Source organism: Monashia sp. HAY1-2A (assembly GCF_056755315.1).
The window spans coordinates 1-21,110 of the sequence record NZ_JBNDHY010000080.1 but is presented as its reverse complement, the minus strand read 5'-3'; the positions used below and the strand labels follow the sequence as shown (position 1 = coordinate 21,110).

The window sequence follows — 21,110 nt, the reverse complement described above, 5'->3', positions numbered from 1 at the left end:
CCCCTGCCCTGAGCCGTCCCGGCGCGGGCTGGGAGGCGCGGGAACAACGACCGCCTAGGATCGGTTGAGGCCCATGTGGCCCGCAGCGCCCCGGGAAACGGGGCGGCGCGCGCGCATCCGAGCACCCCCAGCGTCACCGAGGAGCAGTCCCCATGTCCGACGTCCGCAACGTCATCATCATCGGCTCCGGCCCCGCCGGCTACACGGCCGCGGTGTACGCGGCGCGGGCGAACCTGGCGCCCCTCGTGTTCGAGGGCGCCGTGACGGCCGGTGGAGCCCTGATGAACACGACCGACGTCGAGAACTTCCCCGGGTTCCGCGACGGCATCATGGGCCCCGACCTCATGGACAACATGCGGGCGCAGGCCGAACGCTTCGGCGCCGAGCTGGTCACCGACGACGTCACCGCCGTCGACCTCACCGGCGACATCAAGACCGTCACCGACGGCGAGGGCAGGGTGCACCGCGCGAAGGCCGTCATCCTCTCGATGGGGTCGGCCTACCGCGAGCTCGGCCTCCCGCGCGAGAAGGAGCTGTCCGGCCACGGCGTCTCGTGGTGCGCCACGTGTGACGGCTTCTTCTTCCGTGACCAGGACATCGCCGTGGTCGGTGGCGGCGACTCCGCCATCGAGGAGGCGACCTTCCTGACGAAGTTCGCCCGCACCGTCACGATCATCCACCGCCGCGACGAGCTGCGCGCGAGCAAGATCATGGCCGACCGCGCCTTCGCCAACGACAAGATCCGCTTCGCCTGGAACTCCGAGGTCGCCGAGATCCACGGCGAGGACAAGCTGTCCGGCGTCACGCTGCGCGACACGGTCACCGGCGAGACGCGCGAGCTGGCGGTCAGCGGTCTGTTCGTCGCCATCGGCCACGACCCGCGCAACGAGCTGGTCAAGGGCGTCCTCGAGACCGACGACGCCGGCTACGTGCTCGTCCAGGGCCGGTCGACGCGGACCAACGTGCCCGGCGTCTTCGCCTCGGGCGACCTCGTCGACCACACCTACCGCCAGGCCATCACGGCGGCCGGGTCGGGCTGTGCCGCCGCCCTCGACGCCGAGCACTACCTCGCCGCGCTCGAGGACACCGACTCACCCGCCGAGGCCGCCGCCGAGGCCGCCGCGATCGACGACACCGACGCGGGTCCGATCCCCGACCCGCGTGCCACCGTCGGCGCCGGAGCCTGACACCGAGGACCACCGGTCCGACCGCGTGCACGAACCGTGCACGGCCCCCGTCCGCACCGCCCACTCGCCAGCCGCACACGAGAAGGAATCTCCATGGCACTGAAGAACACCACCGACGCCACCTTCGCCGACGACGTCCTCATGAGCGAGAAGCCCGTGCTCGTGGACTTCTGGGCCACGTGGTGCGGCCCGTGCCGCAAGGTCGCCCCGATCCTCGAGGAGATCAACGAGCAGTACGGCGACAAGATCGAGATCGTCAAGCTCGACACCGACGCCAACGTCGACACCGCGGCCCGCTACGGCGTCGTGTCGATCCCGACCCTCAACGTGTACGTCAAGGGCGAGGTCGTCAAGACGATCGTCGGCGCGCACCCGAAGCCGAAGCTGCTGCGGGAGCTCGAGGAGTTCATCGCCTGATGCGCGGGTACGTCAAGGGGGTGGTCGCCGACACGGCGCCACCCCCTTCGCGTACTAGGCTGCCCGATGGGTCGAGCCACGTGCCCACCGTGCCCACCGTCCCTCGAGCATCCGGTCCGCGCCCGGGCCCCTCCACCGGAAGGAGCCGTCATGACCCCTCTCCCGTCGGTCGTGCTCCGACGAGGTGACTCCGGTCCCGCCGTCGCCGCGGTCTGTGAGCGGCTCGTCGTCACCGGTGACCTGTCGGGCGGAGCCGGCCACACCGACCGGTTCGGCGACCCGATCTTCGACGAGCGCGTCGAGCAGGCCGTCAAGTCGTTCCAGCAGCGGCGTGGCCTGCTCGTCGACGGCGTCGTCGGGCCCTCCACGTTCGCGGCCCTCGACGGCGCACGCTGGGGCCTCGGTGACCGCGTCCTGCGCTACCTGCCGGAGTTCTTCCTCGAGGGGGACGACGTCGTGACGCTGCAGGCGCGTCTGGCCGAGCTCGGCTTCACCCCCGGCAAGATCGACGGCCTGCACGGCCCCGAGACCGACGCCGCGGTGCGGCGCTTCCAGGCTGCCGTGGGCCTCGTGCCCGACGGGGTCGTCGGTCCGGAGACGATGCGCGCCTTCGCCGGGCTGCGCCGCTCCGTCGTCGGCGGCTCGGCCAACGCCCTGCGCGAGCGCGAGCACATCCGTCGCAGCGGCTTCTCGCTGAGCGGGCGCACCATCGTCCTCGACCCCGGCCACGGCGCGGGCGACGCCGGGGCGACCGGCCACCGCGGCCTCGTCGAGGCCGAGGTGGCCCTCGACCTCGCCCGGCGCATCGAGGGACGGCTGTCGGCCCACGGCGTCAGCGTCGTGTTCACCCGCACTGCGGCGACCGACGGTGGCTCCGACGAGGAGCGTGCGGCGTTCGCCAACTCGTGCGAGGCCGACCTCGTGCTGTCGCTGCACACCGACCACAGCGCCACCGGCTCGGCGCACGGCGTCGCGACGTTCTTCTACGGCCACGCCGACGGCGCGGGCTGGTCCACCACGGGCGAGCACTTCGCCGACCTGCTGCTGCGCGAGGTCGTGGCGCGCACCGGCCTGACCGACTGCCGCACGCACGCGCGCACCTGGCCGCTGCTGCGTCGCACCCGGATGCCCGCGGTGCGGCTCGACTTCGGCTACCTCAACAACGACGGCGACGCCGCGGCCCTGGCGGACACGCGCACACTCGACGCCGTGGCCGAGGCGGTCGTCGTCGCGCTCCAGCGGATGTACCTGGGCGAGGCCGACACGGCGCGCACGGGCGTGCTGCGCCTCGACGACCTGCGTCGCCACCTGGAGGCCATGCGTCGTCAGCACGTCGGAGCCTCCGACTCACCCCCGCGCACCGGTACCTGACGCCCACGCGTCGTCGGCGGTCCGCGCGTGGCTCGACCCGTTGGGGTGCGTCTCGGGAACCGGGCGTACGGCGGGCACCGCGGCGAGGGCGCGGCGCACCGCCTCCGCGGCCTCGTCGCGGATCGTCACGAGGGTCCGCAGGTCGATCCGCAGCCGGGGGTAGGACGGGTGGTCACGCTCGACGCGGAAGCCGGCGTCCTCGAGCACCCGCGCCTCGAGGACGCAGTCGTGCCGGTCCACGGCGAGCGGACGTGCGGCGATGACGTCGAGCGAGCGCGCCCGGTGCCGCAGGGCCTCCTTGGCGGCGGCCTGGACGAGCGCCTTGCGCAGCCCCTTGCCGACGCGTCCCGCGAGGTCCGCGCCGCCCGACGCGTCGGCGGTGACGGCCGTGACGAGCATGAGCGTCGACGGGTCCGACGGCGACGTCGGGAAGGCGGCCAGCCTCGGCACGAGCCGGGCCGGCGCGACGACGACGTGCCCGACCGGGCGGCCGTCGACGTACGCGACGCGTCCGGGTGGCCCCCAGTCGGTCGTCACCGACTCCACCCACGCCGCGAGCAGGGCGAGCGGGTCGGCCGGGTCACCGTGGCCGTTGTTCGGGACGGTCTGCCAGAACGTGCACGGCGCACAGGACCCGACGAGGTCCGCGACGCGGTCGGGCGTGAGCGGCCGTAGCTCACGCGTCCTCGTTCCGGGCATGGGCCCATTCTGTCCCGCCACCGGCACGACGGGGACACCGGACGCGCGGAGGGCCCTCGGACGCGGGCCTCCGCCTAGGGTGGACGGCATGAGCGAGCCGGGCACCTACGTCGAGAAGAGCTTCAAGCGGGACACGAACTACATCACGACGCGGATCACGCGTGACGGGCGCGACGGCTGGCCGGTCGAGGCCGGTCGCTACCGCCTCGTCGTCGCCCGCGCCTGCCCGTGGGCCAACCGGGCGATCATCGTGCGCCGGCTCCTCGGGCTCGAGGACGCCCTGTCGATGGGCATCTGCGGCCCGACCCACGACAGCCGCAGCTGGACCTTCGACCTCGACCCCGGCGGGCTCGACCCGGTGCTGCGGATCCCCCGCATCCAGGACGCCTACTTCAAGCGCGACCCGGACTACCCGCGCGGGATCACGGTTCCGGCGGTCGTCGACGTGCCCACCGGGCAGGTCGTGACCAACGACTTCAAGCAGATCACCGTCGACCTCGAGACCGAGTGGCGCGACCTGCACCGCGACGGTGCGCCCGACCTCTACCCGGCCGAGCTCGCCGACGAGATCGAGGCCGTGAGCGAGCCGATCTACCGGTACGTCAACAACGGCGTCTACCGGTGCGGCTTCGCCGGCACCCAGGAGGCCTACGACAAGGCCTACCGGCGGCTGTGGCAGCACCTCGACCTGCTCGAGGAACGCCTGGCGACGCGTCGCTACCTGGTCGGCGACCACGTGACCGAGGCGGACGTGCGCCTCTTCACGACCCTCGTGCGGTTCGACCCGGTCTACCACGGGCACTTCAAGTGCAACCGTTCGAAGCTGACCGAGATGCCGGTCCTGTGGGCCTACGCCCGTGACCTCTTCCAGACCCCCGGTTTCGGCGACACCATCGACTTCGCGCACATCAAGCGGCACTACTACGTCGTGCACCGCGACGTGAACCCGACCGGAGTCGTCCCGCTCGGCCCGGCACTCGAGAACTGGGCCACGCCGCACGGCCGCGAGGCCCTCGGCGGGTCCCCGTTCGGCGACGGGACCCCGCCGGGACCGGTGCGCGAAGTGGTGCCACCCGAGCACAACCCGGCGCTGGCCCTGCTCTGAGGCCGGATCAGGCCCTGAAGAAGTCGGCGAGCGCCGGAGCCAGCGTCGCGGCGGGCACGTGGTGGAAGTCTCCGGGCAGCTCCACCGCCCGGCCGTCGGGCAGCGCGCGGGCGACGACCTGGACCGCGTCGTGCAGCCACGGCATCTGCGTGCCACTGCTGCAGACCGACAGGAACGGGATGGTCACCTTCGCGAAGGTCTCGGCGGGGATGTCCTGCTCGTCGCCACCGAGGCACAGGCCGTCGTACTTCACGGTGTAGGTCATCGACAACATCGGCTCCCACATCGGCGTGCCCTTGAGGCCGTCGACCATCTCGTCGGGCATGCCCACGGCCTCGGTGTTGAAGAACCGCAGGATGCCCTCCCGGTCGCCGGCGGCCTCGAGGCGCTCGAGACGTCCGATGTAGTCCGGGGGCGGCGACGGCCAGCCTTCGGTGCGGTAGGGCACCTCGAGAGCCGCCGCCCTGGCGAGCGGGGCGCCGCCCGCGGCCGCCTCGATGACGAGGGCACCCCCGGAGGACACGCCGAACGCGTAGGCGGGGGCCCCGGGCGCGCCCGCCGCCCCGATGACCGCCGTGAGGTCCTCGACCTCACGCTGCACGGCGTAGGGCTGCGTGTCGCCGCTGTCGCCGCGTCCGCGCCGGTCGTAGGTCACGCCGGTGAGGCCGAGCGCGCCGAGCGCCTGCGCCACGTCGCGGAAGGAACCGCGGTCGCAGAAGGCGCCGCCGACGACGGCGACGACGGGACCGCTGCCGTAGGTCTCGTAGGCGATCGTCGTGCCGTCTGCAGACGTCGCGTGCTGAAGGGCGGTCACGGAGGTGGGGGTCGGGCTCATGCTGGGCTCCTCGGTCTGGTGGTCGCGCTGACGCGCTACCGGCTGGGTCGGTCATCCCCATGTCGAACGGGGCGACGGCGTCTCGACACGTGGATCGGGAAATTTCCGCGCGCTTCGTGGAGAGGTCAGCGCTTCGTCGAGAAGACGGTGCGACGCTCCTCCTCGGGCACCGTTGCCATGTAGTCGACCACGGCGTCGCTGAGGCTGGGCCACGTCGGGTGCTGCTCCACCGGGGCCACCGTCGCGACGACGTGGTCGGCGTGCACCTCGACGAGGTTCCAGGACTGCGGGCCGTCGACGCCCATGAGCAGCTCGCGCGGGGCGCCGACGTCGTCGACGTACGAGACCCCGCCGGCGACGAGCACCGGGACGTGCCCGAGCGTCCCGAAGCTCGTGACGTGGAGGTGGCCGCTGAGGATGGCCCGCACGTCGGTGCCCTCGAGCGTCGCGCGGAGCCGGTCGGGGTCGTCGAAGTCCAGCAGCTGCATGACCGGGGACCGGTAGGTGATCGGCGGATGGTGCATGACGAGGATCGTCCCGTGCTCGGCCGGGGTCGCGAGCTCCCTTGCGAGCCAAGCGTACTGGGCCTCCGAGAACCCACCGTGGTGGAAGCCGGGCAGGGCCGAGTCGACGTCGATGATCCGCAGGCCGCGGACGACGGTGACGCGGTCCTGCGGCTCGTCGGTGTCGAGGCCGTACCAGCCCTGCGCCAGCGGGCGCCGTTCGTCGTGGTTGCCGCCCGTGACGACGACCGTGGCGCCGAGACGCTCGGCCACCGGCTCGACGAGCTCGCGCAGCGTCGCGTAGGCCTCCGGTTGGGCGCTGTCGGTGAGGTCGCCGGACAGGACGAGGGCATCGAGGCGCTCCCCCGACGCCTCGACCTTCTCGAGCGCCTTGCGCAGCTGGGCGACGGTGTCGATGTGGCCCTGCAGCAGCCCCCCACCGGCGATGAGGTGCACGTCGGACAGGTGGGCGAGGACGTGCGTCGGTGCCGGTCGGCTCCCCGTGAAGACCATGGCGCCAATGTATGCGGTGCGCGTCGTTGTGATCGGGGTCGGTGGGAGCGATGCTGGGTGGGTGTCCTCCAGCGCCCAGGGGCTCTTTCGCGTCGACTTCACCGGTGAGGTCGTCTACTGGCGCGGACCCTCGCCCTTCCACTTCGTCGTCGTGCCCGAGCCCGAGCTGGCGGAGGTCGCCGCGTGGTCGTTCGCGAGCTACGGCTGGGGCTGCCTACCGGTGCGGGGGCGCCTCGGACGCACGGAGTTCCGGACGTCGTTGTTCCCCAAGGACGGTGGCTTCGTCGTCCCGGTCAAGGCCCACGTGCGCCGCGCCGAGCGCGTCGAGCTCGGCGACGTCGTGCGGTTGCGGCTGGATCTCGTCACCGACGGCGTCACAGGCTGAGGAGCGGGCCGATGCCGATCCCCCGAGCCGTCACGACGCTGAACCGGGACGTCCTCAACAAGGCGATGGTCCACCTCGCGGGGCACGGCTGGTTCGTCGAGCTCGAGCACGTGGGTCGGCGGTCCGGGCGCGTCTTCCGGGTCCCGATGATGGCGTTCGACGGCGCGGACCATGTCACCGTCGCCCTGACGTACGGGCCGCGCGTCGACTGGCTGGCCAACCTCCGCGCCGCCGGTGGCGGACGGATGCACCTGCGCGACGAGCTGCTGACGCTCGGCCCGCCGGTCTTCATCGACGAGGAGGAGGGCCTGCGACGGATGCCGCAGCCGCCGCGCGCGCTGCTGCCGGTCCTGGGCTGCCACGACTTCGTCGAGATCCCGGTTCTGGCCCGAGCTCCCTTCACCGGGTGGTGAGCTCGTGGCAGGACCCGGTCGAGGGCACCGAGGCACTGGGCCGTCGAGGCCGTCGAGGGGAGGCGTCAGCGGCGCACCTGGCACTCGGGACACCAGTACAGCGTCCGCCCGGCGACGGTGCGGTCCCGCACGGGTGCCCCGCACCTGGGGCACGGCAACCCGGTGCGCTGGTAGACGAGGAAGCGACGTTCGAAGTGGTCACCGAGACGCTCGCCGGTCAGCGACTCCGTGATGGCTCGCGCCCGACCGCTGCGTCGGAGCCGGCGAGCGGCGTCGACCTGGTCCTGCATCGTCAGGATCTGCGAGAACGTCACCCCCAGCGGCATGAGGAGGACGAGGTCCTCCCAGAGGGCCTCCCAGGCCCCGCTCGACAGCTCTCGACCGGGCGTCATCGGGTCGATCGCCTGCCGGTGCAGCACCTCGCACCGGTACACGTTGCCGACCCCGGCGACGACCGACTGGTCCATCAGGAGTTCGCCGATCCCCTTGCGGCTCTTGCGGATTCGCTGAAGTGCCCGCTGGGGCTGCTGCCGGCGACGCAGCGGGTCCGGGCCGAGCGTGCCGACGATCTCACGTTCCCGGCGCGCGTCGACGACGGTGCACGTCATGGGCCCCCGCAGGTCGGCGTAGTGGGCGTCGGTCTCCAGGCGAAGCCGTACCGTCGGCAGCGGCGCCGGCACTCCGTCGGGCCCGGCCGGTCGCACCGGGAACGTGCCGATGAGGCCGAGGTGGACGTGAAGCGTCTCCGGTCCGAGGTCGACGAAGAGGTGCTTGCCGTGGGCCCGCGCCCCGTGCAACTGCTGGCCGTCGAGCCGGGCGGCATCGGCCGCGAACCGCCCCTGCGGACTCGAGGCGGCGACGACGCGGTCGGCGAACGCGCGCTCCAGGCGGGCTGCGAGGGCGTGGATCGTATGGCCCTCGGGCACGGCTCTCCTCGGTCGGGTAGGGGGACGGGTGTCTCGGACGACCGGGCGCGTCGTCGACCGCGGCGCGGTCGGCGACGCGGGGACGGCTCGCCGAGCGTCCGCGGCTACCGTATCGTTGCCACCGGGGGAACAGCAGTCGCCGGCGGCTTCCGGGAACGAGGGGACCATGGCGACTGACTCCGTTGACTCCGTGCAGGTGCGGCGGATGCGCGACGACCCGACGGACGATCCCGCCTCCGGGCTCGGGACCCCGGCCTCCGACCGGGCGCCGGCGTGGGCCGCGGTGCTGGCCGTCGTCGCCGGGGTCCTCGTCAGCGGGTACGTGGCGCAGGTCGTGACGCCGTTCATCCGCCGTGACGACTGGCCGTACCTGCTGCCGGAACACATCCCGGGCGGCTCCGGCGTCTGGCAGAAGAACCTCACCGAGGGCCGCTGGCTCAACTACGTCTGGTGGCTCGTCGTCGGCCAGCACGAGATGCCCGTCGTCGCGTCGGTGCTCTACGCCGTGGCCTACGGCGCCTTCGTCGTCGGCTTCGTGCGCCTGTTCGACGTGCGTGGCCGGGCGGCCGCAGCCCTCCTGGCTCTGGCCGTGTTCGCCTCCCCGCTGTGGGAGCGACTCGTCTACTGGCCGGCGACGCTGACCCCCTCGGCCGTCGTCGCGGCCCTCGCGGTGTGGACCCTTCCGCGCGCATCGGTGGGTCGCGGCCGCCTCGTCGTCTGGGGGTTCGTGGCGACGGTTCTCTCGGTCCTGACGTACCCGCCCCTGGCGCCCGTCGTCCTCGTCGCCGCGCTCGTCCACCTGCGCCGACGCCCCTGGCGAACGACCCTTGCCGCCTGCGCGCTCTTCGTCGTCGTCTACGGGATCGGCATCCTGACGATCTACACCTTGAACTGGATCGCCTTCCGCCACTTCGGAGTTCGCATATCAGCCTGGCGTCACCCGAACGCCGCGCACAGTCTGCACGCCCTCGTGGTCAACGCGCACCGCTACCTCGTCGACCTGAAGGGACTGGCCAAGGCGCTCGGCCCACCCTCGCTCGTCCTCGGGGCGGTCGCCGGGATCGTCGCCCTCCTCGACCCCCGGACGCGGGGGGCGTGGCTGCGCGTCCTCACCGGTCTCGTCCTCGTCATCGCCCTCGGCGGAGCCCAGACCCTCGTCACCGGGGTCACCACCAATCCCCGGGGTTTGCTCTGGGGCTGGTTGCTCGCCGTCGTGCCGGCCGGCCTGCTCCTGTCCAGCGTGAGCTGGCCCCGGCGGGTCGGCCTCGTCCTCCTCGTCGCGTTGTCGGTCGCCGGACTGGTCCAGTGGCGATCGGACGTCTCGGCCCACCAGCAGACGCGGCGTGAGTACGCCGCGATCGTCGATGCCGTGGTGGCCGCACAGCAACGCACCGGCCTGCACGACGTGGTCCTGTACCAGAACCCTGCGCAGCGTCGAACCGCCGCGGGGGGTATCACGGTCGGTACGGTGCAGATGATGCTCTACGAGTACGCCGGCGTCGTCACGCACTGGTGCGCCGGGAGCCAGTGCTCCGAGCTGGCGGCCCGCGTGGGGTCCGGACCCGTGGTCCAGGTCGGGGATGCCATCGGCGTGGTCGTCCCGAGGCCGGCCACCTGGCTCTGAGGACCGCAGCCGGTTGCCGTCACCCCCGGCGCGGGTGACGGCGAGCTCTCAGCGGTGGTTTCCCTCGATGCCCATGAGTCCCATGATGCGACGCAGGTCCTCGATCGAGGCGAACTCGACGGTGATCTTGCCCTTGCGTTGGCCGAGCGCGATGGCCACGCGCGTCTCGAGGTGGTCGGCCAGGCCGGAGGTGTACTCGTCGAGCTGCGGATGCCGCGAGCCGGCGCGCGGCCGGCGCGGCTTCGGCGCCTGTCCGCCCTCACCGAGCGCGACGAGCTCCTCCACCGTGCGCACCGAGAGGCCTTCGGCGACGATGCGCTGAGCCATGCGTTCCATCGAGGCGCCGTCGGGAAGCCCGAGCAGCGCCCGGGCGTGGCCGGCACTGAGGACACCGGCTGCGACGCGGCGCTGGACGAGCGGGGGCAGCCTGAGCAGCCGCAGCGTGTTGGAGATCTGTGGCCGGGACCGGCCGATGCGGGTCGCCAGCTCCTCGTGGGAGCAGCCGAAGTCGTCGAGCAGCTGCTGGTAGGCGGCCGCTTCCTCGAGCGGGTTGAGCTGGCTGCGGTGCAGGTTCTCGAGGAGGGCGTCGCGCAGCAGGTCGTCGTCGCTCGTGTCCTTGATGATCGCCGGGATCGTCGCCTGCTCGGCCTGCTGCGACGCGCGCCAGCGACGCTCGCCCATGATGAGCTCGAAACGCTTGCCGTCGGCCTCGGCGAGCTGCTCCTCGGGGATGCGGCGCACGACGACAGGCTGGAGCACCCCGATCTCGCGGATCGAGTGGACGAGCTCGCCCATGTGGTCCTCGTCGAAGACCGTCCGCGGCTGGCGGGGGTTGGGCCGGATCGAGTCGATGTCGAGCTCTGCGAACTCCGCGCCGGGAACGACCGCGAGCTGCGAATCCGTGGTGTCGGCCTCGGAGGGGGTCGGTTCCGTCACCTGCTGGCTGGGCGGCGCCGCGTCACCGGTCGCGCCGGGCTGCTGGGCGGGGCTGCCGGTCCCCGTGGTCTCGGCGGCTTCCGTGGTGTCGTCGGTCTCCACAACGGCGACGGCGACCGCTCCGCCGCCGTTCTCGTCACGCTTCTGCTCGGGGAAGAAGACGTCGACGGGCCGACCCGTCCCCCCGCTCGGTGCGCTCGGGATGAGTGCTCCCAGACCCCGACCCAGTGCCCGACGCTTCTCCGCCATTCCACATCCTCAGACCATGTCGGGCGCGGCCGTCGCGCCCGCGGTCAGTCTAGGTGCATCGCTGTGGGGATACGTGCAGGCGGCACGTCGCGCCGAATCGGGCGTTTCACGTGAAACGCACCCGCCCGCGGGAGCCCGGACGGTGCCGATGGCACGAGGCAGTCGCTGGGACGCTTCCTGTTTCACGTGAAACAGGAGTGAGACCTGTGGCGACGCATGAGAGCCTGCGGCACCCGGAAGCACCCGTGTTTCACGTGAAACGGAAGAAGCACGGCCTTGGAGAGGCCGCAGACGGGTCAGCTTCGGCCGTCGGCGCCGCGGTCGGCGATCTCGCCCGCCGCCTCCAGGTAGGCCAGGGCGCCGCTGCTCGTGGGGTCGTACGTCAGGACCGTCTCGCCGAAGCTCGGCGCCTCCGAGACGCGGACCGACCGGGGCACCGTGGTGCGCAGGACCTGCTCCGGGAAGTGCTCACGGACCTCTTCGGCGACCTGGGCCGAGAGGCGGGTGCGCCCGTCGTACATCGTCAGCAGGATCGTCGAGACGTGCAGCGGCGGGTTGAGGTGAGCCCGGACCAGCTCGATGTTCTTGAGCAGCTGCGACAGGCCCTCGAGGGCGTAGTACTCGCACTGGATCGGGATGAAGACCTCGCTCGCGGCCACCATGGCGTTGACGGTGAGCAGACCGAGGCTCGGGGGGCAGTCGATGAGGATGTAGTCGTAGCCGTGGCCCTGCTCCCCGGCGGCCCCGATCGCCTTGTGCAGCCGCGACTCGCGGGCGACGAGGGAGACGAGCTCGATCTCGGCACCGGCGAGGTCGATCGTCGCCGGTGCGCAGTAGAGCCCCTCGACGGTGGTGCACGGCTGCACGACATCGAGCAGCGGCTTGCCGTCGACGAGCACGTCGTAGATCGAGGGCACCTCGGCGTGGTGGTCGATGCCGAGGGCGGTGCTCGCGTTGCCCTGCGGGTCCAGGTCGATGACGAGAACCGTGAGACCGGACTGGGCGAGGGCCGCGGCGATGTTCACCGTGGTCGTCGTCTTGCCGACGCCGCCCTTCTGGTTGGCGACGGTGAGGACGCGAGGTGCGGCTGGCTTCGGGAACGGCCGACCCGTCAGCTGGATGCGACGCCGTGCGTTGTCGGCGAGCTCGCGGGCCAGCGGCGTGTCCGCGTCGGCGGCCGGCAGGGCAGCCACGAGGGCCTCCCGCTCGGCGAGCCCCTCGGCGTAGGCACGGTGCCGGGCGCTCTCGTCCACAGCGTTGTCCCCAGCCGCGGACAGGCCGGGTTCCTGCGTGGAGAGCGTGTTCTCGGGCGGGTCATCCACCGCATTGTCCACAGGTCGGTCTTCCTCGTCATCGGTCTGGCTGGGCGGCCCGAGGGCCTCGGGGTGCTCGGCCTCAGGTGCTGCTGGCACCTCGTCCTGTGGTTCCGTCGGGGCCGGCTCGGACGCCAGAACCTCCACGGCTGTGGTCTGCTGGGCCGCGGCACCGGCACCGGAGCCGACGACTGCTCGCCCGGGGACCGATGCGTCGGTGGGCTGCTCCTCGAGGGCCTCCGCGGCTCCCGGCTCGGCCCGGTCGACGTCCGACCGCCCGGTCGTCGGAGCCGAAGAGCCTTCGGCGGCCGGCGTCCCCTCCTCGTCGCGCACCGGGGTGGCGAGCGTCGCGTCGACCACCACCGCCGTGGGAGCTTCCCCCACGTCGTCGCTCCTCGAGCCTGCGCCGACCGCCGGTGCGTGGTCTGTTTCACGTGAAACAGCGAGCCTTCGCGCGAGCCAACCCAGGTGACGGTGCTCCGGCGACGGTTCGGGTTCGCTGGGCCACCCCAGGTTCGTCGACATCGTCACGGGGAGTGCACCTCCGGGGATCGCGTGCGGAGGCGGTGGTGATGAGAACGGGGACGTCGCCCCGCCCACCGCCGGAAAGGTCTCGACACGATCATGTCTGATGCGGCCGACGTCTGCTCGACGCCGGGCCGGTGCGCCGCGAACCACGCGGCCGATCGCCCCGCCGACGCGCGGATCCGGCGCTGCTCGGTGCTCGGGAGCGGAACTTGCGCCGATCCACCGCCTCCTCGATCGTCGCTCGCAGCACGATCGTCGGTTCGTCGAGGACCCCCGCGCCGTACTCCTCGACGGCCGCGTCGACGACACCGAGACGCGCCAGAGCCGTCCGGCTCTCCTCGAGCTCCCCCCTCGCCCGCAGGCCTTTCAGGGCGAGGACGCTCCCGTGCGGCGCCAGCAGCGGGAGCGTCCACTCCGCGAGCTGGAGGATGCCCGAGACGGCCCGCGCCGTGACCCACGGCGCGCGGACCACGTCCCACAGCGCCTCGGCGCGGGCCGTGTGCACGGTGACGTTGTCGAGGCCGAGGTGGGCGATGGTGCCGGAGAGCCAGCCCGTCCGTCGGGCCAGCGGCTCGACGAGGTGCAGGTGCAGGTCGGGACGGGCGATGGCGAGGGCGAGCCCGGGCAGGCCGGCGCCGGACCCGACGTCGATGACCTCTTGACCGCCGGCGTCACGCACGGGGATGGCCGTGTGCACCACTGCGCAGTTGAGGACGTGCCGGTCCCACAGGCGCGGCGCCTCCCGCGGCCCGATGAGCCCGTGGCTGATGCCGGTGTCGGCAAGCACGGCCACGAACTCCTCGGCGAGCTCGAGTCGCGCTCCGAACACCGCTGCGGCGATGCCCGGGGTGGCCGGTGGTCCGCTCGTCCCGAGCTCCTCGTCACCCACGCCGTGCTCCTCGCCCTCCGTCGCCGGCGGACGCTCGACGCGTCCCGCCGCGTTTCACGTGAAACGGGCCGCGTTCAGGCCGGGAGGATGACGACGTGACGGTGCGGCTCCGTGCCCTCGGACTCCGAGACGAGCCCCGCGGCCGCGACCTCGTCGTGGACGACCTTGCGCTCGAAGGCCGACATCGGCTCGAGGGAAGACTTCTCCCCTGTCGCCTTGACCTGCTCGATGGCGGTCTTCGCGAGGTCGACGAGGGTCGAGCGTCGCTCGGCTCGGTGCCCGGCGATGTCCAGCATGAGGCGGCTGCGCTCGCCGGTCTCGGCCTGGACCGCCAGACGGGTCAACTCCTGGAGGGCCTCGAGCACCTTTCCGTTCGGGCCGACGAGGCGGCGCGGGACGCGCCCGTCCTCGGAGTCGACGATGGCCACCGCGGCACGGTCACCGTCGACGTCGACGTCGAGGTCCCCGTCGAGGTCGGCGATGTCGAGGAGGGTCTCGAGGAAGTCGGCGGCAACCTCACCCTCGCGCTCGAGCTGACGCACCCGCGAGGACCTGTCTGGCTTGCCCGTCTCGTCCGCCGCAGCGGGGGCGGCGTCACCGTCGTCGGTCGCCCCCTCGTCCGCCGCCTCGATGCCCGTGTCGGTCGGGTCGGTGGTCGAGTCGGCGGTCGGGTCCGTCGGGTCCGTCGCGCCGCTCGTGGTGTCGGTGGTCGTGTCGGGCGTCGTGTCGAGTGCCACGTCGCCGGTCGCCTGGGTGTCGCTCATGGGGTAACTCCTTCGTTCACCGGAGCCGGAATCTGTGGACGACTCATGTCGTCGCAGGTCAGCGGGCCGGAAGCTATGGACAAGACTGTGGATGAACGCCTCAGCGGCGGTTCTTCGGCGGGGCGGCCTTCGCGCGCTTCTTGCTCTTGGGCTGCTGCCGCTGGCCCGCCTTGGGGGCCTCCTCGACGGCGTCGCCATCGAGACCGGGCACGGTGAGCTCCTCCATGTCGCGACCCTTGCGCTTGAGGCGCTCGCGCCGCCGGGCCTCGGCCTCGGACCCGGGCGCGGGCATGTTGCGGATGACGTAGAACTGCTGACCCATGGTCCAGAGGTTCGTCGTCAACCAGTAGAGCAGGACACCGATCGGGAAGTTGATGCCGGAGATCGCGAAGAAGATCGGCATGAGGTACAGCAGGACCTTCTGCTGCTTCGCGAAGGGGTTGTCCAGCGCGGCGGCCGGCATGTTCTTGCGCATCAGCTGGTACTGCGTCGTGAACGTCGTCGCGGACATGAGCACGATGAGCACTGCGGTGAGGATCTTGACGCTCGTCTCACCGCTGGTCATGAAGGCGTCGGACAGCTTGGCGCCGAAGATCGTCGAACCCTCGATGGCGCGGGCGACCTCGTTGGTGATCGGGCCGATGCCGGGCTGCTTGCCCTCGGCCTGGGCGCGAAGGTTGTTGAGCAGCTGGAAGAGCGCGAAGAAGAACGGGCTCTGGATGAGGATCGGCAGGCAGCTGCTGAACGGGTTGGTGCCCGTGCGGCGGTAGAGATCCATGATCTCCTGCTGCTGCGCCTTCTGGCTCTCCGGGTCGCGCTTGCCCTTGTACTTCTTCTGGATCTTCTGCATCTCCGGCTGGATGAGCTGCATCCGGCGCGAGGAGTGGATCTGCCGTACGAAGAGGGGGATGAGCAGGAGCCGGACGACGACGGTGAGGCCGACGATCGAGAAGGCCCAGGCCCAGCCGGTGGGCAGCCCGACGGCATCGAACAGCCAGTGCCAGGCGTACATGACCCAGGCCTCACCCAGCTTGATCGGGTAGAGCAGGGTGTTGAAGAACTCGCTCAACGTGTGTCCTCTGTCATCCGGTGAGCCGGCCGAGCCTTCGGGCCGGTCACCACTGGTCGGCACCGTGGTGCCGCGTGGTCAGGTGGTGGGTTCTCCGTGGTGGTGCCGGTGCGGTGTCGGCGGTCCGTGGCCCGGCTCGGAGGGCACCGCCGCTCCCACCCGGGCCGACTCATCGGCGTCCGTCGGCCGGAAGTCCTCCGGTCGGACCGCGTTGCGGCTTTCCCACGTGAGCGGAACGTCGTCGACGCCACCCGGGTTCCACGGGTGGCACCGGCCGAGCCGCCGCACCGTGAGCCAGCTACCCCGGATCGGGCCGAAGCGCGTCAGCGCGGTGACCGCGTACGCCGAGCAGCTCGGGTAGAACCGGCAGGTGGGGGGCCTGAGCGGGGAGACGAACCGCTGGTAGAGGCGGACCGCGAGCACGAGCGGGGCCGCGAGCACCGAGCTGACGCTGAGGGTCACGGCCTGGTCACCTTCTCGAGCTGACGTCCGAGCGCCGCGTCCAGCTCTTCCCAGCTCGCCTGTGCCGCAGCCGGGTTCGCCCGGACGACGAGATCCCACCCGGTCGCGACGCCGTCGAGGTGCCCCGCCACGCTGGCTCGCAGCCGGCGCTTGGTCCGGTTGCGGACGACGGCGTTCCCGACGGCCTTGGACACAACAAAACCGACGCGCGGCGGAAGGTCCGCACGCGCATCGGTCCGGTTGGCATGCACGACGAGGAGTCGCCCGCCCGCTCTGCTGGCGCCCGGCCCCCGGACTGCCGACGCGAAGTCCGCGCTCTCGCGCAGACGGTGACGTGCCGGCAGCACGCCGAGGCCCCGGGCGGTCAGGCCGAGAGCTCGGCGCGGCCCTTGCGACGACGGGCGGCGAGGATGGCGCGACCCGCGCGGGTGCGCATGCGCAGACGGAAGCCGTGCGTCTTGGCGCGGCGACGGTTGTTCGGCTGGAAGGTGCGCTTGCTCACGAGGTTCTCCGTTGGTCGCGGGGAACGGGCGACAGCGTCGACCCGTGCTCCCGTGGGGGTGGGACTGGGCGTGGTCTCGGCGACCGCAATCGGCAAGCCCGTGGTGCTTCGGCGCCACCCGAACGACCGGGTGGGCCACGAGGCGCCATGGGCATGCGAAAGAGGTCGCAGACACGCTCGGTCAACGATACGGGAGCGCCGGAAGAAGGGTCAAACCGACGCGGGTGGGCGCCTGAGGGCTGCCGAACCCACCGATACTGGGGCCCGCCGCACCGTGTTCAAGGCGACACGCCGTGAGTTGACCGAATCTGTGGACGGCGCGATTGTCAGAGGCGGCCCCGCGAGGTACGTTTCGACCTTCACCATCGTCGCCCACCCATGCACAGGCTGTGGACAAAGGTGTGGACAACAGGGCATCGTTCAGCCGGACAGCGGACGGCCCTCGAGCCGTCCGACCCGAGCGCCGACTCGGGTGAGATCCGCGCAGGTGCCCGCGAGACCGGTGCACGAGGAACGACTCAGGGGTAGGTGGGACGAGGTGGCCGATGCAGGCGTCGACTACGCACGAATCTGGCAGGAGACGCTTCGCACCCTCGACTCGGTGGGCCTGTCCAACCGCGAGCGCGCGTTCGTGCGGCTCTGCCGGCTCATCGGCGTCCTGGACCAGACGGCCCTCGTTCGGGTGCCCAACAACTTCACCAAGGACTTCCTCGAGACGCGGATGCGCGAGCAGGTGCACGCCGCTCTCGGTGAGCAGCTCGGCCACCCGGTACAGCTCGCGGTGTCGGTCGACGAGACCCTCGAGACCGACCTGGGTCTGATCAGCGACGAGCCGACCGGGCAGCCCGCGCTCTCGGACGGCGCCCGTCCGTCGAACCCGTTCTCGGCCACGCCCGGACACCAGGGCCACCACGGCCAGTTCGACCAGATGGGCCAGCTGCCCGACCACGGCGTCAACCACGGCCTCGGCCAGACCGTGCCGGGCGGGCCCACGGGGTCGAACGGGCACGGTGCCTCGGTGCAGCCCCCGCACGGCAGCCCCTACTCGCAGGTGCACCCGGCGGCCGCCAACCCCAACCCCCTGCGCGACCTCGCCGAGAGCGCTCCGGCCCTCGACGGCGCCGACCTCGACGAGCCGCGGCTGCAGGCCTACGGGGGGTCCGACCACCCGGCCGACGCGCTGCGCGCCGGGGGCGAGAGCGGGCCGCTGCGCCAGCAGCGCCCGGAGCCCCCCGTCGTCGGCGACACGCGACTGAACCCCAAGTACACCTTCGACACCTTCGTCATCGGCGCGAGCAACCGGTTCGCCCACGCGGCGGCCGTCGCCGTCGCCGAGGCGCCCGCCAAGGCGTACAACCCGCTCTTCGTCTACGGCGAGTCCGGGCTGGGCAAGACCCACCTGCTCCACGCCATCGGGCACTACGCGCGCACGATGTTCCCCGGCGTCCGGGTGCGGTACGTGAACTCCGAGGAGTTCACCAACGACTTCATCAACAGCATCCGCGACGACAAGGCCAGCGCCTTCCAGGCCCGGTACCGCAGCGTCGACGTGCTGCTCATCGACGACATCCAGTTCCTCCAGGGCAAGCTGCAGACCCAGGAGGAGTTCTTCCACACCTTCAACACGCTGCACAACGCGAACAAGCAGATCGTCATCACGAGCGACCTGCCGCCGCGCGAGCTGTCCGGCTTCGAGGACCGGATGCGCACCCGGTTCGAGTCGGGCCTGCTCACCGACGTCCAGCCGCCCGACCTCGAGACCCGGATCGCCATCCTGCGCAAGAAGGCGATCCAGGACCGGATGAAGGTGCCGGACGACGTCCTCGAGTACATCGCGACGAACTTCAGCACGAACATCCGCGAGCTCGAGGGTGCCCTGATCCGCGTCACGGCCTTCAGCAACCTCAACCGCCAGCCGGTCGACCTCCCGCTCGCCGAGATCGTCCTCAAGGACGTGCTGCCGAACGAGACGCCGAACCAGGTGACCGCCGCGACGATCATGGCGGTGACGGCGGCGTACTACGCGGTGACGCTCGAGGACCTCTGCGGCTCGTCGCGCTCCCGCCAGCTCGTCACCGCGCGGCAGATCGCGATGTACCTCTGCCGCGAGATGACCGACCTGTCACTGCCGAAGATCGGCCAGCACTTCGGCGGCCGCGACCACACCACGGTCATGCACGCCGACCGCAAGATCCGCGAGCTCATGGGTGAACGCCGCGCCATCTACAACCAGGTCACCGAGCTGACCAACCGCATCCGGCAGCAGTCCCACTGACGGACCCCTCGCGCGACGGACAGCCGCGGGCTGCGCCGGCGCGTTCGTGTCCCTGGGGGCCCCGAGGCGGCGCGGACGTCCACCGAGTCGGGATCAATGGGACGTAGCGCGCAGAGGTGACTAGTCGCCACACCACGGACACCCATCGCCGATCGCCGGCCTCCACAGCCATCCACACGTCTGTCCACAGCTGTGTGCACAACGCGACCGGCCCGTGAGCCTGGGCCGGGAACCCACAGGCTGATCCACAGCTGTGGTTGTCCACCGTTGTGGACAACTCTGTGGAACCGATCGCCACGTCTGTCCACAGGTGACTAGTCATCAATCCGGCCAAAACGGACATCCGCTCCACTTGTTTCCACAGTGACACTGTGGACAGGTGTGGACGAGGTCGGAAATCTTGCGGAAAAACTGCACCCTCCTTGTGAGCCCGGTGTGAACGGCGCCCGGCCGTCCACACCCGCAGCGAATCGACGGGGCAGCCCGCCCACATCCTCTGCACACCGCCATCCGGGCCCTGACCAGCCGGGACGCGCCTTGTCCACAGGATCCACAGCACCTATGACGATGACGAGAACCCAGATGACGAGAGATGCCCCGACAACGAGGGTCCCGAGCGCTCCGACAGCCGGCAGGTGCGGAACGGAACAGCTCTCCTCCGACACTCCAGCTGCAGCCCGCCCGCGGCCGCCGACCGTTTGTGGCGTGTTTGTGGTGCCGCCTCGGCACAGGGACTAGTGTCTGAGCCCCCATGTCCGACCTGTCGAAGTGAGAGCACCGTGAAGTTTCGGGTTGAGCGAGACGTCCTGGCCGAGGCCGTGACCTGGGTGGCGCGTGGTCTGCCCGCACGCCCGCCCGTGCCGGTTCTCGCCGGTGTGCTCATCGACGCCAGCGAGGAGGGCTCGCTGACGCTCTCGGCGTTCGACTACGAGGTGTCCGCCAAGATCACCGTCCCGGCCGACGTCGCGGAGGAAGGTCAGGTCCTCGTGCTCGGCCGGCTCCTCGCGGACATCTCCCGCAACCTGCCGAACAAGCCCATCGACGTCAGCACGGACGGGACCAAGGTCAACGTCGCGTGCGGCTCCTCGCGCTTCAGCCTCCGCGAGATGCCCGCCGCCGACTACCCGACGCTGCCCGCGGCTCCCGAGGCGAGCGGCACCATCGCCGGCGACACCTTCACCCAGGCCGTCGCCCAGGTGTCCATCGCCGCCGACCGCGGCGACACGCTGCCCATCCTCACCGGCGTCCGCATGGAGATCGACGGGGACAAGGTGACGCTGCTCGCCACCGACCGCTACCGCCTCGCGATGCGTGAGCTGACGTGGACACCGAGCGAGTCCGACGCCAGCCACGTCGCCCTGGTCCCGGCCCGACAGCTGTCCGACACGGCCAAGGCCCTGGGCGCGTCCGGCTCGGTGTCCCTCGCCTTCGGCGCCGGCGGTGACGGGCTCATCGGCTTCGAGGCCGGCCAGCGTCGGACCACGACGCGCCTGCTCGACGGCGAGTACCCCAAGGTCACCTCGATCTTCCCGACGAGCGTCGACACCGAGGCCGTCGTCGAGACCGCCGCCATCGAGGAGGCCGTCAAGCGCGTCGCCCTCGTCGCCGAGCGCAACACCCCGGTCCTGCTCAAGTTCACCGACGGCCAGGTGGCCATCGAGGCCGGCACCGGGGACGACGCGCAGGCGTCCGAGGCCGTGGAGGCGACGCTCACCGGGCCCGAGATCCAGATCGCGTTCAACCCGCAGTTCCTCCTCGACGGCCTGCACGCCGTCGGTACCGCGTTCAGCCGGCTGTCGTTCACGCAGCCGAGCCGCCCCGCGGTGCTCTCCGGCCAGCAGGAGGTCGACGGCGAGCCCGACGCCTCCTACCGCTACGTCCTCATGCCGGTCCGCTTCGCCAGCTGACCGGCTCGGCCCGGCGCGAGGCGTCCGACGGAACAGACGGGTCCGACCGATCCGCCGGACCGGGCCCGCGCCGGACGGTGAGCGTCCGTCCCGGACGTCGTCGGGTACGTCGTTCGCACCGGCGCGGACCGCCGGTGCGTCGGCTCGCTCGGCAGGCGTAGCCTCGAACCGCTTGTGACTCTCCCCACCCTGTGCAGAAAGGCTCCCGACATGCAGCTCGGTCTGATCGGTCTCGGCA

The 21,110-nt window shown here is 71.4% G+C and carries 21 protein-coding genes; 9 read left to right on the top strand and 12 right to left on the bottom strand.

The features are described from left to right. The first annotated feature begins 152 nt into the window (after window positions 1–152). The 3 genes from trxB (at window position 153) to ACPYOM_RS13115 (ending at window position 2,975) form a co-directional block, all read left to right on the top strand. Window positions 153–1,187, top strand: a complete 1,035-nt coding sequence (trxB, locus tag ACPYOM_RS13125) for a thioredoxin-disulfide reductase (RefSeq protein WP_481346299.1) — start codon at window positions 153–155, stop codon at window positions 1,185–1,187. Between the two features lie 93 nt (window positions 1,188–1,280). Further along, a complete protein-coding gene (trxA, locus tag ACPYOM_RS13120; RefSeq protein ID WP_207556001.1) occupies window positions 1,281–1,604 on the top strand; it encodes a thioredoxin in 324 nt (107 codons plus the stop codon). Between the two features lie 150 nt (window positions 1,605–1,754). Then, window positions 1,755–2,975 carry an N-acetylmuramoyl-L-alanine amidase gene (locus ACPYOM_RS13115; protein ID WP_481341803.1) on the top strand — a complete coding sequence of 407 codons (1,221 nt, stop codon included), beginning with the start codon at window positions 1,755–1,757 and terminating at the stop codon, window positions 2,973–2,975. Here ACPYOM_RS13115 and ACPYOM_RS13110 read toward each other — a convergent pair. Next, entirely contained in the window at window positions 2,952–3,674 is a 723-nt protein-coding gene (locus ACPYOM_RS13110; RefSeq protein WP_481346298.1) for a GNAT family N-acetyltransferase, read from the bottom strand. The genes ACPYOM_RS13115 and ACPYOM_RS13110 overlap by 24 nt on opposite strands. Before the next feature lie 88 nt (window positions 3,675–3,762). On the opposite strand from ACPYOM_RS13110, the gene ACPYOM_RS13105 reads away from it, so the two are divergent. Further along, window positions 3,763–4,779 (top strand): glutathione S-transferase family protein, encoded by a 1,017-nt coding sequence (locus ACPYOM_RS13105; protein WP_481341806.1) that lies wholly within the window; start codon window positions 3,763–3,765, stop codon window positions 4,777–4,779. Window positions 4,780–4,786: 7 nt separating this feature from the next. On the opposite strand, the gene ACPYOM_RS13100 is transcribed toward ACPYOM_RS13105, so the two are convergent. Continuing rightward, window positions 4,787–5,614, bottom strand: a complete 828-nt coding sequence (locus tag ACPYOM_RS13100; protein ID WP_481346297.1) for an alpha/beta hydrolase — start codon at window positions 5,612–5,614, stop codon at window positions 4,787–4,789. A 125-nt stretch (window positions 5,615–5,739) separates the two neighbouring features. Next, a complete protein-coding gene (locus tag ACPYOM_RS13095; protein ID WP_481346296.1) occupies window positions 5,740–6,630 on the bottom strand; it encodes a metallophosphoesterase family protein in 891 nt (296 codons plus the stop codon). Window positions 6,631–6,691: 61 nt separating this feature from the next. On the opposite strand from ACPYOM_RS13095, the gene ACPYOM_RS13090 reads away from it, so the two are divergent. Then, window positions 6,692–7,015 (top strand): DUF1905 domain-containing protein, encoded by a 324-nt coding sequence (locus ACPYOM_RS13090; protein ID WP_481346295.1) that lies wholly within the window; start codon window positions 6,692–6,694, stop codon window positions 7,013–7,015. An 11-nt stretch (window positions 7,016–7,026) separates the two neighbouring features. After that, window positions 7,027–7,428, top strand: a complete 402-nt coding sequence (locus tag ACPYOM_RS13085; RefSeq protein WP_481346294.1) for a PNPOx family protein — start codon at window positions 7,027–7,029, stop codon at window positions 7,426–7,428. Window positions 7,429–7,493: 65 nt separating this feature from the next. On the opposite strand, the gene ACPYOM_RS13080 is transcribed toward ACPYOM_RS13085, so the two are convergent. After that, entirely contained in the window at window positions 7,494–8,354 is an 861-nt protein-coding gene (locus ACPYOM_RS13080; RefSeq protein WP_481346293.1) for an Fpg/Nei family DNA glycosylase, read from the bottom strand. Window positions 8,355–8,520: 166 nt separating this feature from the next. Between ACPYOM_RS13080 and ACPYOM_RS13075 the strand changes: the two genes are divergently transcribed. Further along, window positions 8,521–9,978 carry a hypothetical protein gene (locus tag ACPYOM_RS13075; RefSeq protein ID WP_481346292.1) on the top strand — a complete coding sequence of 486 codons (1,458 nt, stop codon included), beginning with the start codon at window positions 8,521–8,523 and terminating at the stop codon, window positions 9,976–9,978. 48 nt (window positions 9,979–10,026) lie between these two features. Here ACPYOM_RS13075 and ACPYOM_RS13070 read toward each other — a convergent pair whose 3' ends face one another. From ACPYOM_RS13070 to rpmH, 8 genes are all read right to left on the bottom strand, one after another. Beyond that, complete coding sequence (locus tag ACPYOM_RS13070) at window positions 10,027–11,163, bottom strand: ParB/RepB/Spo0J family partition protein (protein ID WP_481346291.1); 1,137 nt, start codon at window positions 11,161–11,163, stop codon at window positions 10,027–10,029. A gap of 296 nt (window positions 11,164–11,459) precedes the next feature. Then, the gene (locus tag ACPYOM_RS13065) at window positions 11,460–12,860 is read right to left on the bottom strand and encodes a ParA family protein (protein ID WP_481346290.1); all 1,401 of its coding nucleotides are present in this window, start codon (window positions 12,858–12,860) and stop codon (window positions 11,460–11,462) included. A gap of 238 nt (window positions 12,861–13,098) precedes the next feature. Further along, on the bottom strand, window positions 13,099–13,893 hold the full coding sequence (gene rsmG / locus ACPYOM_RS13060; protein WP_481346289.1) for a 16S rRNA (guanine(527)-N(7))-methyltransferase RsmG: 795 nt from the start codon (window positions 13,891–13,893) through the stop codon (window positions 13,099–13,101). A 74-nt stretch (window positions 13,894–13,967) separates the two neighbouring features. Then, complete coding sequence (locus ACPYOM_RS13055; protein WP_481346288.1) at window positions 13,968–14,657, bottom strand: Jag family protein; 690 nt, start codon at window positions 14,655–14,657, stop codon at window positions 13,968–13,970. Between the two features lie 100 nt (window positions 14,658–14,757). Further along, complete coding sequence (yidC, locus tag ACPYOM_RS13050; RefSeq protein WP_481346287.1) at window positions 14,758–15,726, bottom strand: membrane protein insertase YidC; 969 nt, start codon at window positions 15,724–15,726, stop codon at window positions 14,758–14,760. A 78-nt stretch (window positions 15,727–15,804) separates the two neighbouring features. Continuing rightward, the gene (gene yidD / locus ACPYOM_RS13045) at window positions 15,805–16,188 is read right to left on the bottom strand and encodes a membrane protein insertion efficiency factor YidD (RefSeq protein ID WP_481346286.1); all 384 of its coding nucleotides are present in this window, start codon (window positions 16,186–16,188) and stop codon (window positions 15,805–15,807) included. Beyond that, the gene (gene rnpA / locus ACPYOM_RS13040; protein WP_481343883.1) at window positions 16,185–16,535 is read right to left on the bottom strand and encodes a ribonuclease P protein component; all 351 of its coding nucleotides are present in this window, start codon (window positions 16,533–16,535) and stop codon (window positions 16,185–16,187) included. Before rnpA ends, yidD begins: the two co-directional genes overlap by 4 nt. 17 nt (window positions 16,536–16,552) lie before the next feature. Then, a complete protein-coding gene (rpmH, locus tag ACPYOM_RS13035; RefSeq protein ID WP_010849920.1) occupies window positions 16,553–16,690 on the bottom strand; it encodes a 50S ribosomal protein L34 in 138 nt (45 codons plus the stop codon). 538 nt (window positions 16,691–17,228) lie between these two features. Between rpmH and dnaA the strand changes: the two genes are divergently transcribed. Next, window positions 17,229–18,965 carry a chromosomal replication initiator protein DnaA gene (gene dnaA, locus ACPYOM_RS13030; RefSeq protein ID WP_481346285.1) on the top strand — a complete coding sequence of 579 codons (1,737 nt, stop codon included), beginning with the start codon at window positions 17,229–17,231 and terminating at the stop codon, window positions 18,963–18,965. Between the two features lie 779 nt (window positions 18,966–19,744). Further along, a complete protein-coding gene (gene dnaN / locus ACPYOM_RS13025) occupies window positions 19,745–20,872 on the top strand; it encodes a DNA polymerase III subunit beta (RefSeq protein ID WP_481346284.1) in 1,128 nt (375 codons plus the stop codon). The last annotated feature ends 238 nt before the right edge of the window (window positions 20,873–21,110 follow it).

Bases quoted from the DNA above. Each gene is read 5' to 3' on its own strand.
- ACPYOM_RS13110 (WP_481346298.1), bottom strand. From the start codon at position 3,674: ATGCCCGGAACGAGGACGCGTGAGCTACGGCCGCTCACGCCCGACCGC.
- ACPYOM_RS13070 (WP_481346291.1), bottom strand. From the start codon at position 11,163: ATGGCGGAGAAGCGTCGGGCACTGGGTCGGGGTCTGGGAGCACTCATC.
- ACPYOM_RS13100 (WP_481346297.1), bottom strand. From the start codon at position 5,614: ATGAGCCCGACCCCCACCTCCGTGACCGCCCTTCAGCACGCGACGTCT.
- ACPYOM_RS13075 (WP_481346292.1), top strand. From the start codon at position 8,521: ATGGCGACTGACTCCGTTGACTCCGTGCAGGTGCGGCGGATGCGCGAC.
- ACPYOM_RS13085 (WP_481346294.1), top strand. From the start codon at position 7,027: ATGCCGATCCCCCGAGCCGTCACGACGCTGAACCGGGACGTCCTCAAC.
- trxB (WP_481346299.1), top strand. From the start codon at position 153: ATGTCCGACGTCCGCAACGTCATCATCATCGGCTCCGGCCCCGCCGGC.
- trxA (WP_207556001.1), top strand. From the start codon at position 1,281: ATGGCACTGAAGAACACCACCGACGCCACCTTCGCCGACGACGTCCTC.
- ACPYOM_RS13055 (WP_481346288.1), bottom strand. From the start codon at position 14,657: ATGAGCGACACCCAGGCGACCGGCGACGTGGCACTCGACACGACGCCC.
- ACPYOM_RS13095 (WP_481346296.1), bottom strand. From the start codon at position 6,630: ATGGTCTTCACGGGGAGCCGACCGGCACCGACGCACGTCCTCGCCCAC.
- ACPYOM_RS13115 (WP_481341803.1), top strand. From the start codon at position 1,755: ATGACCCCTCTCCCGTCGGTCGTGCTCCGACGAGGTGACTCCGGTCCC.
- ACPYOM_RS13105 (WP_481341806.1), top strand. From the start codon at position 3,763: ATGAGCGAGCCGGGCACCTACGTCGAGAAGAGCTTCAAGCGGGACACG.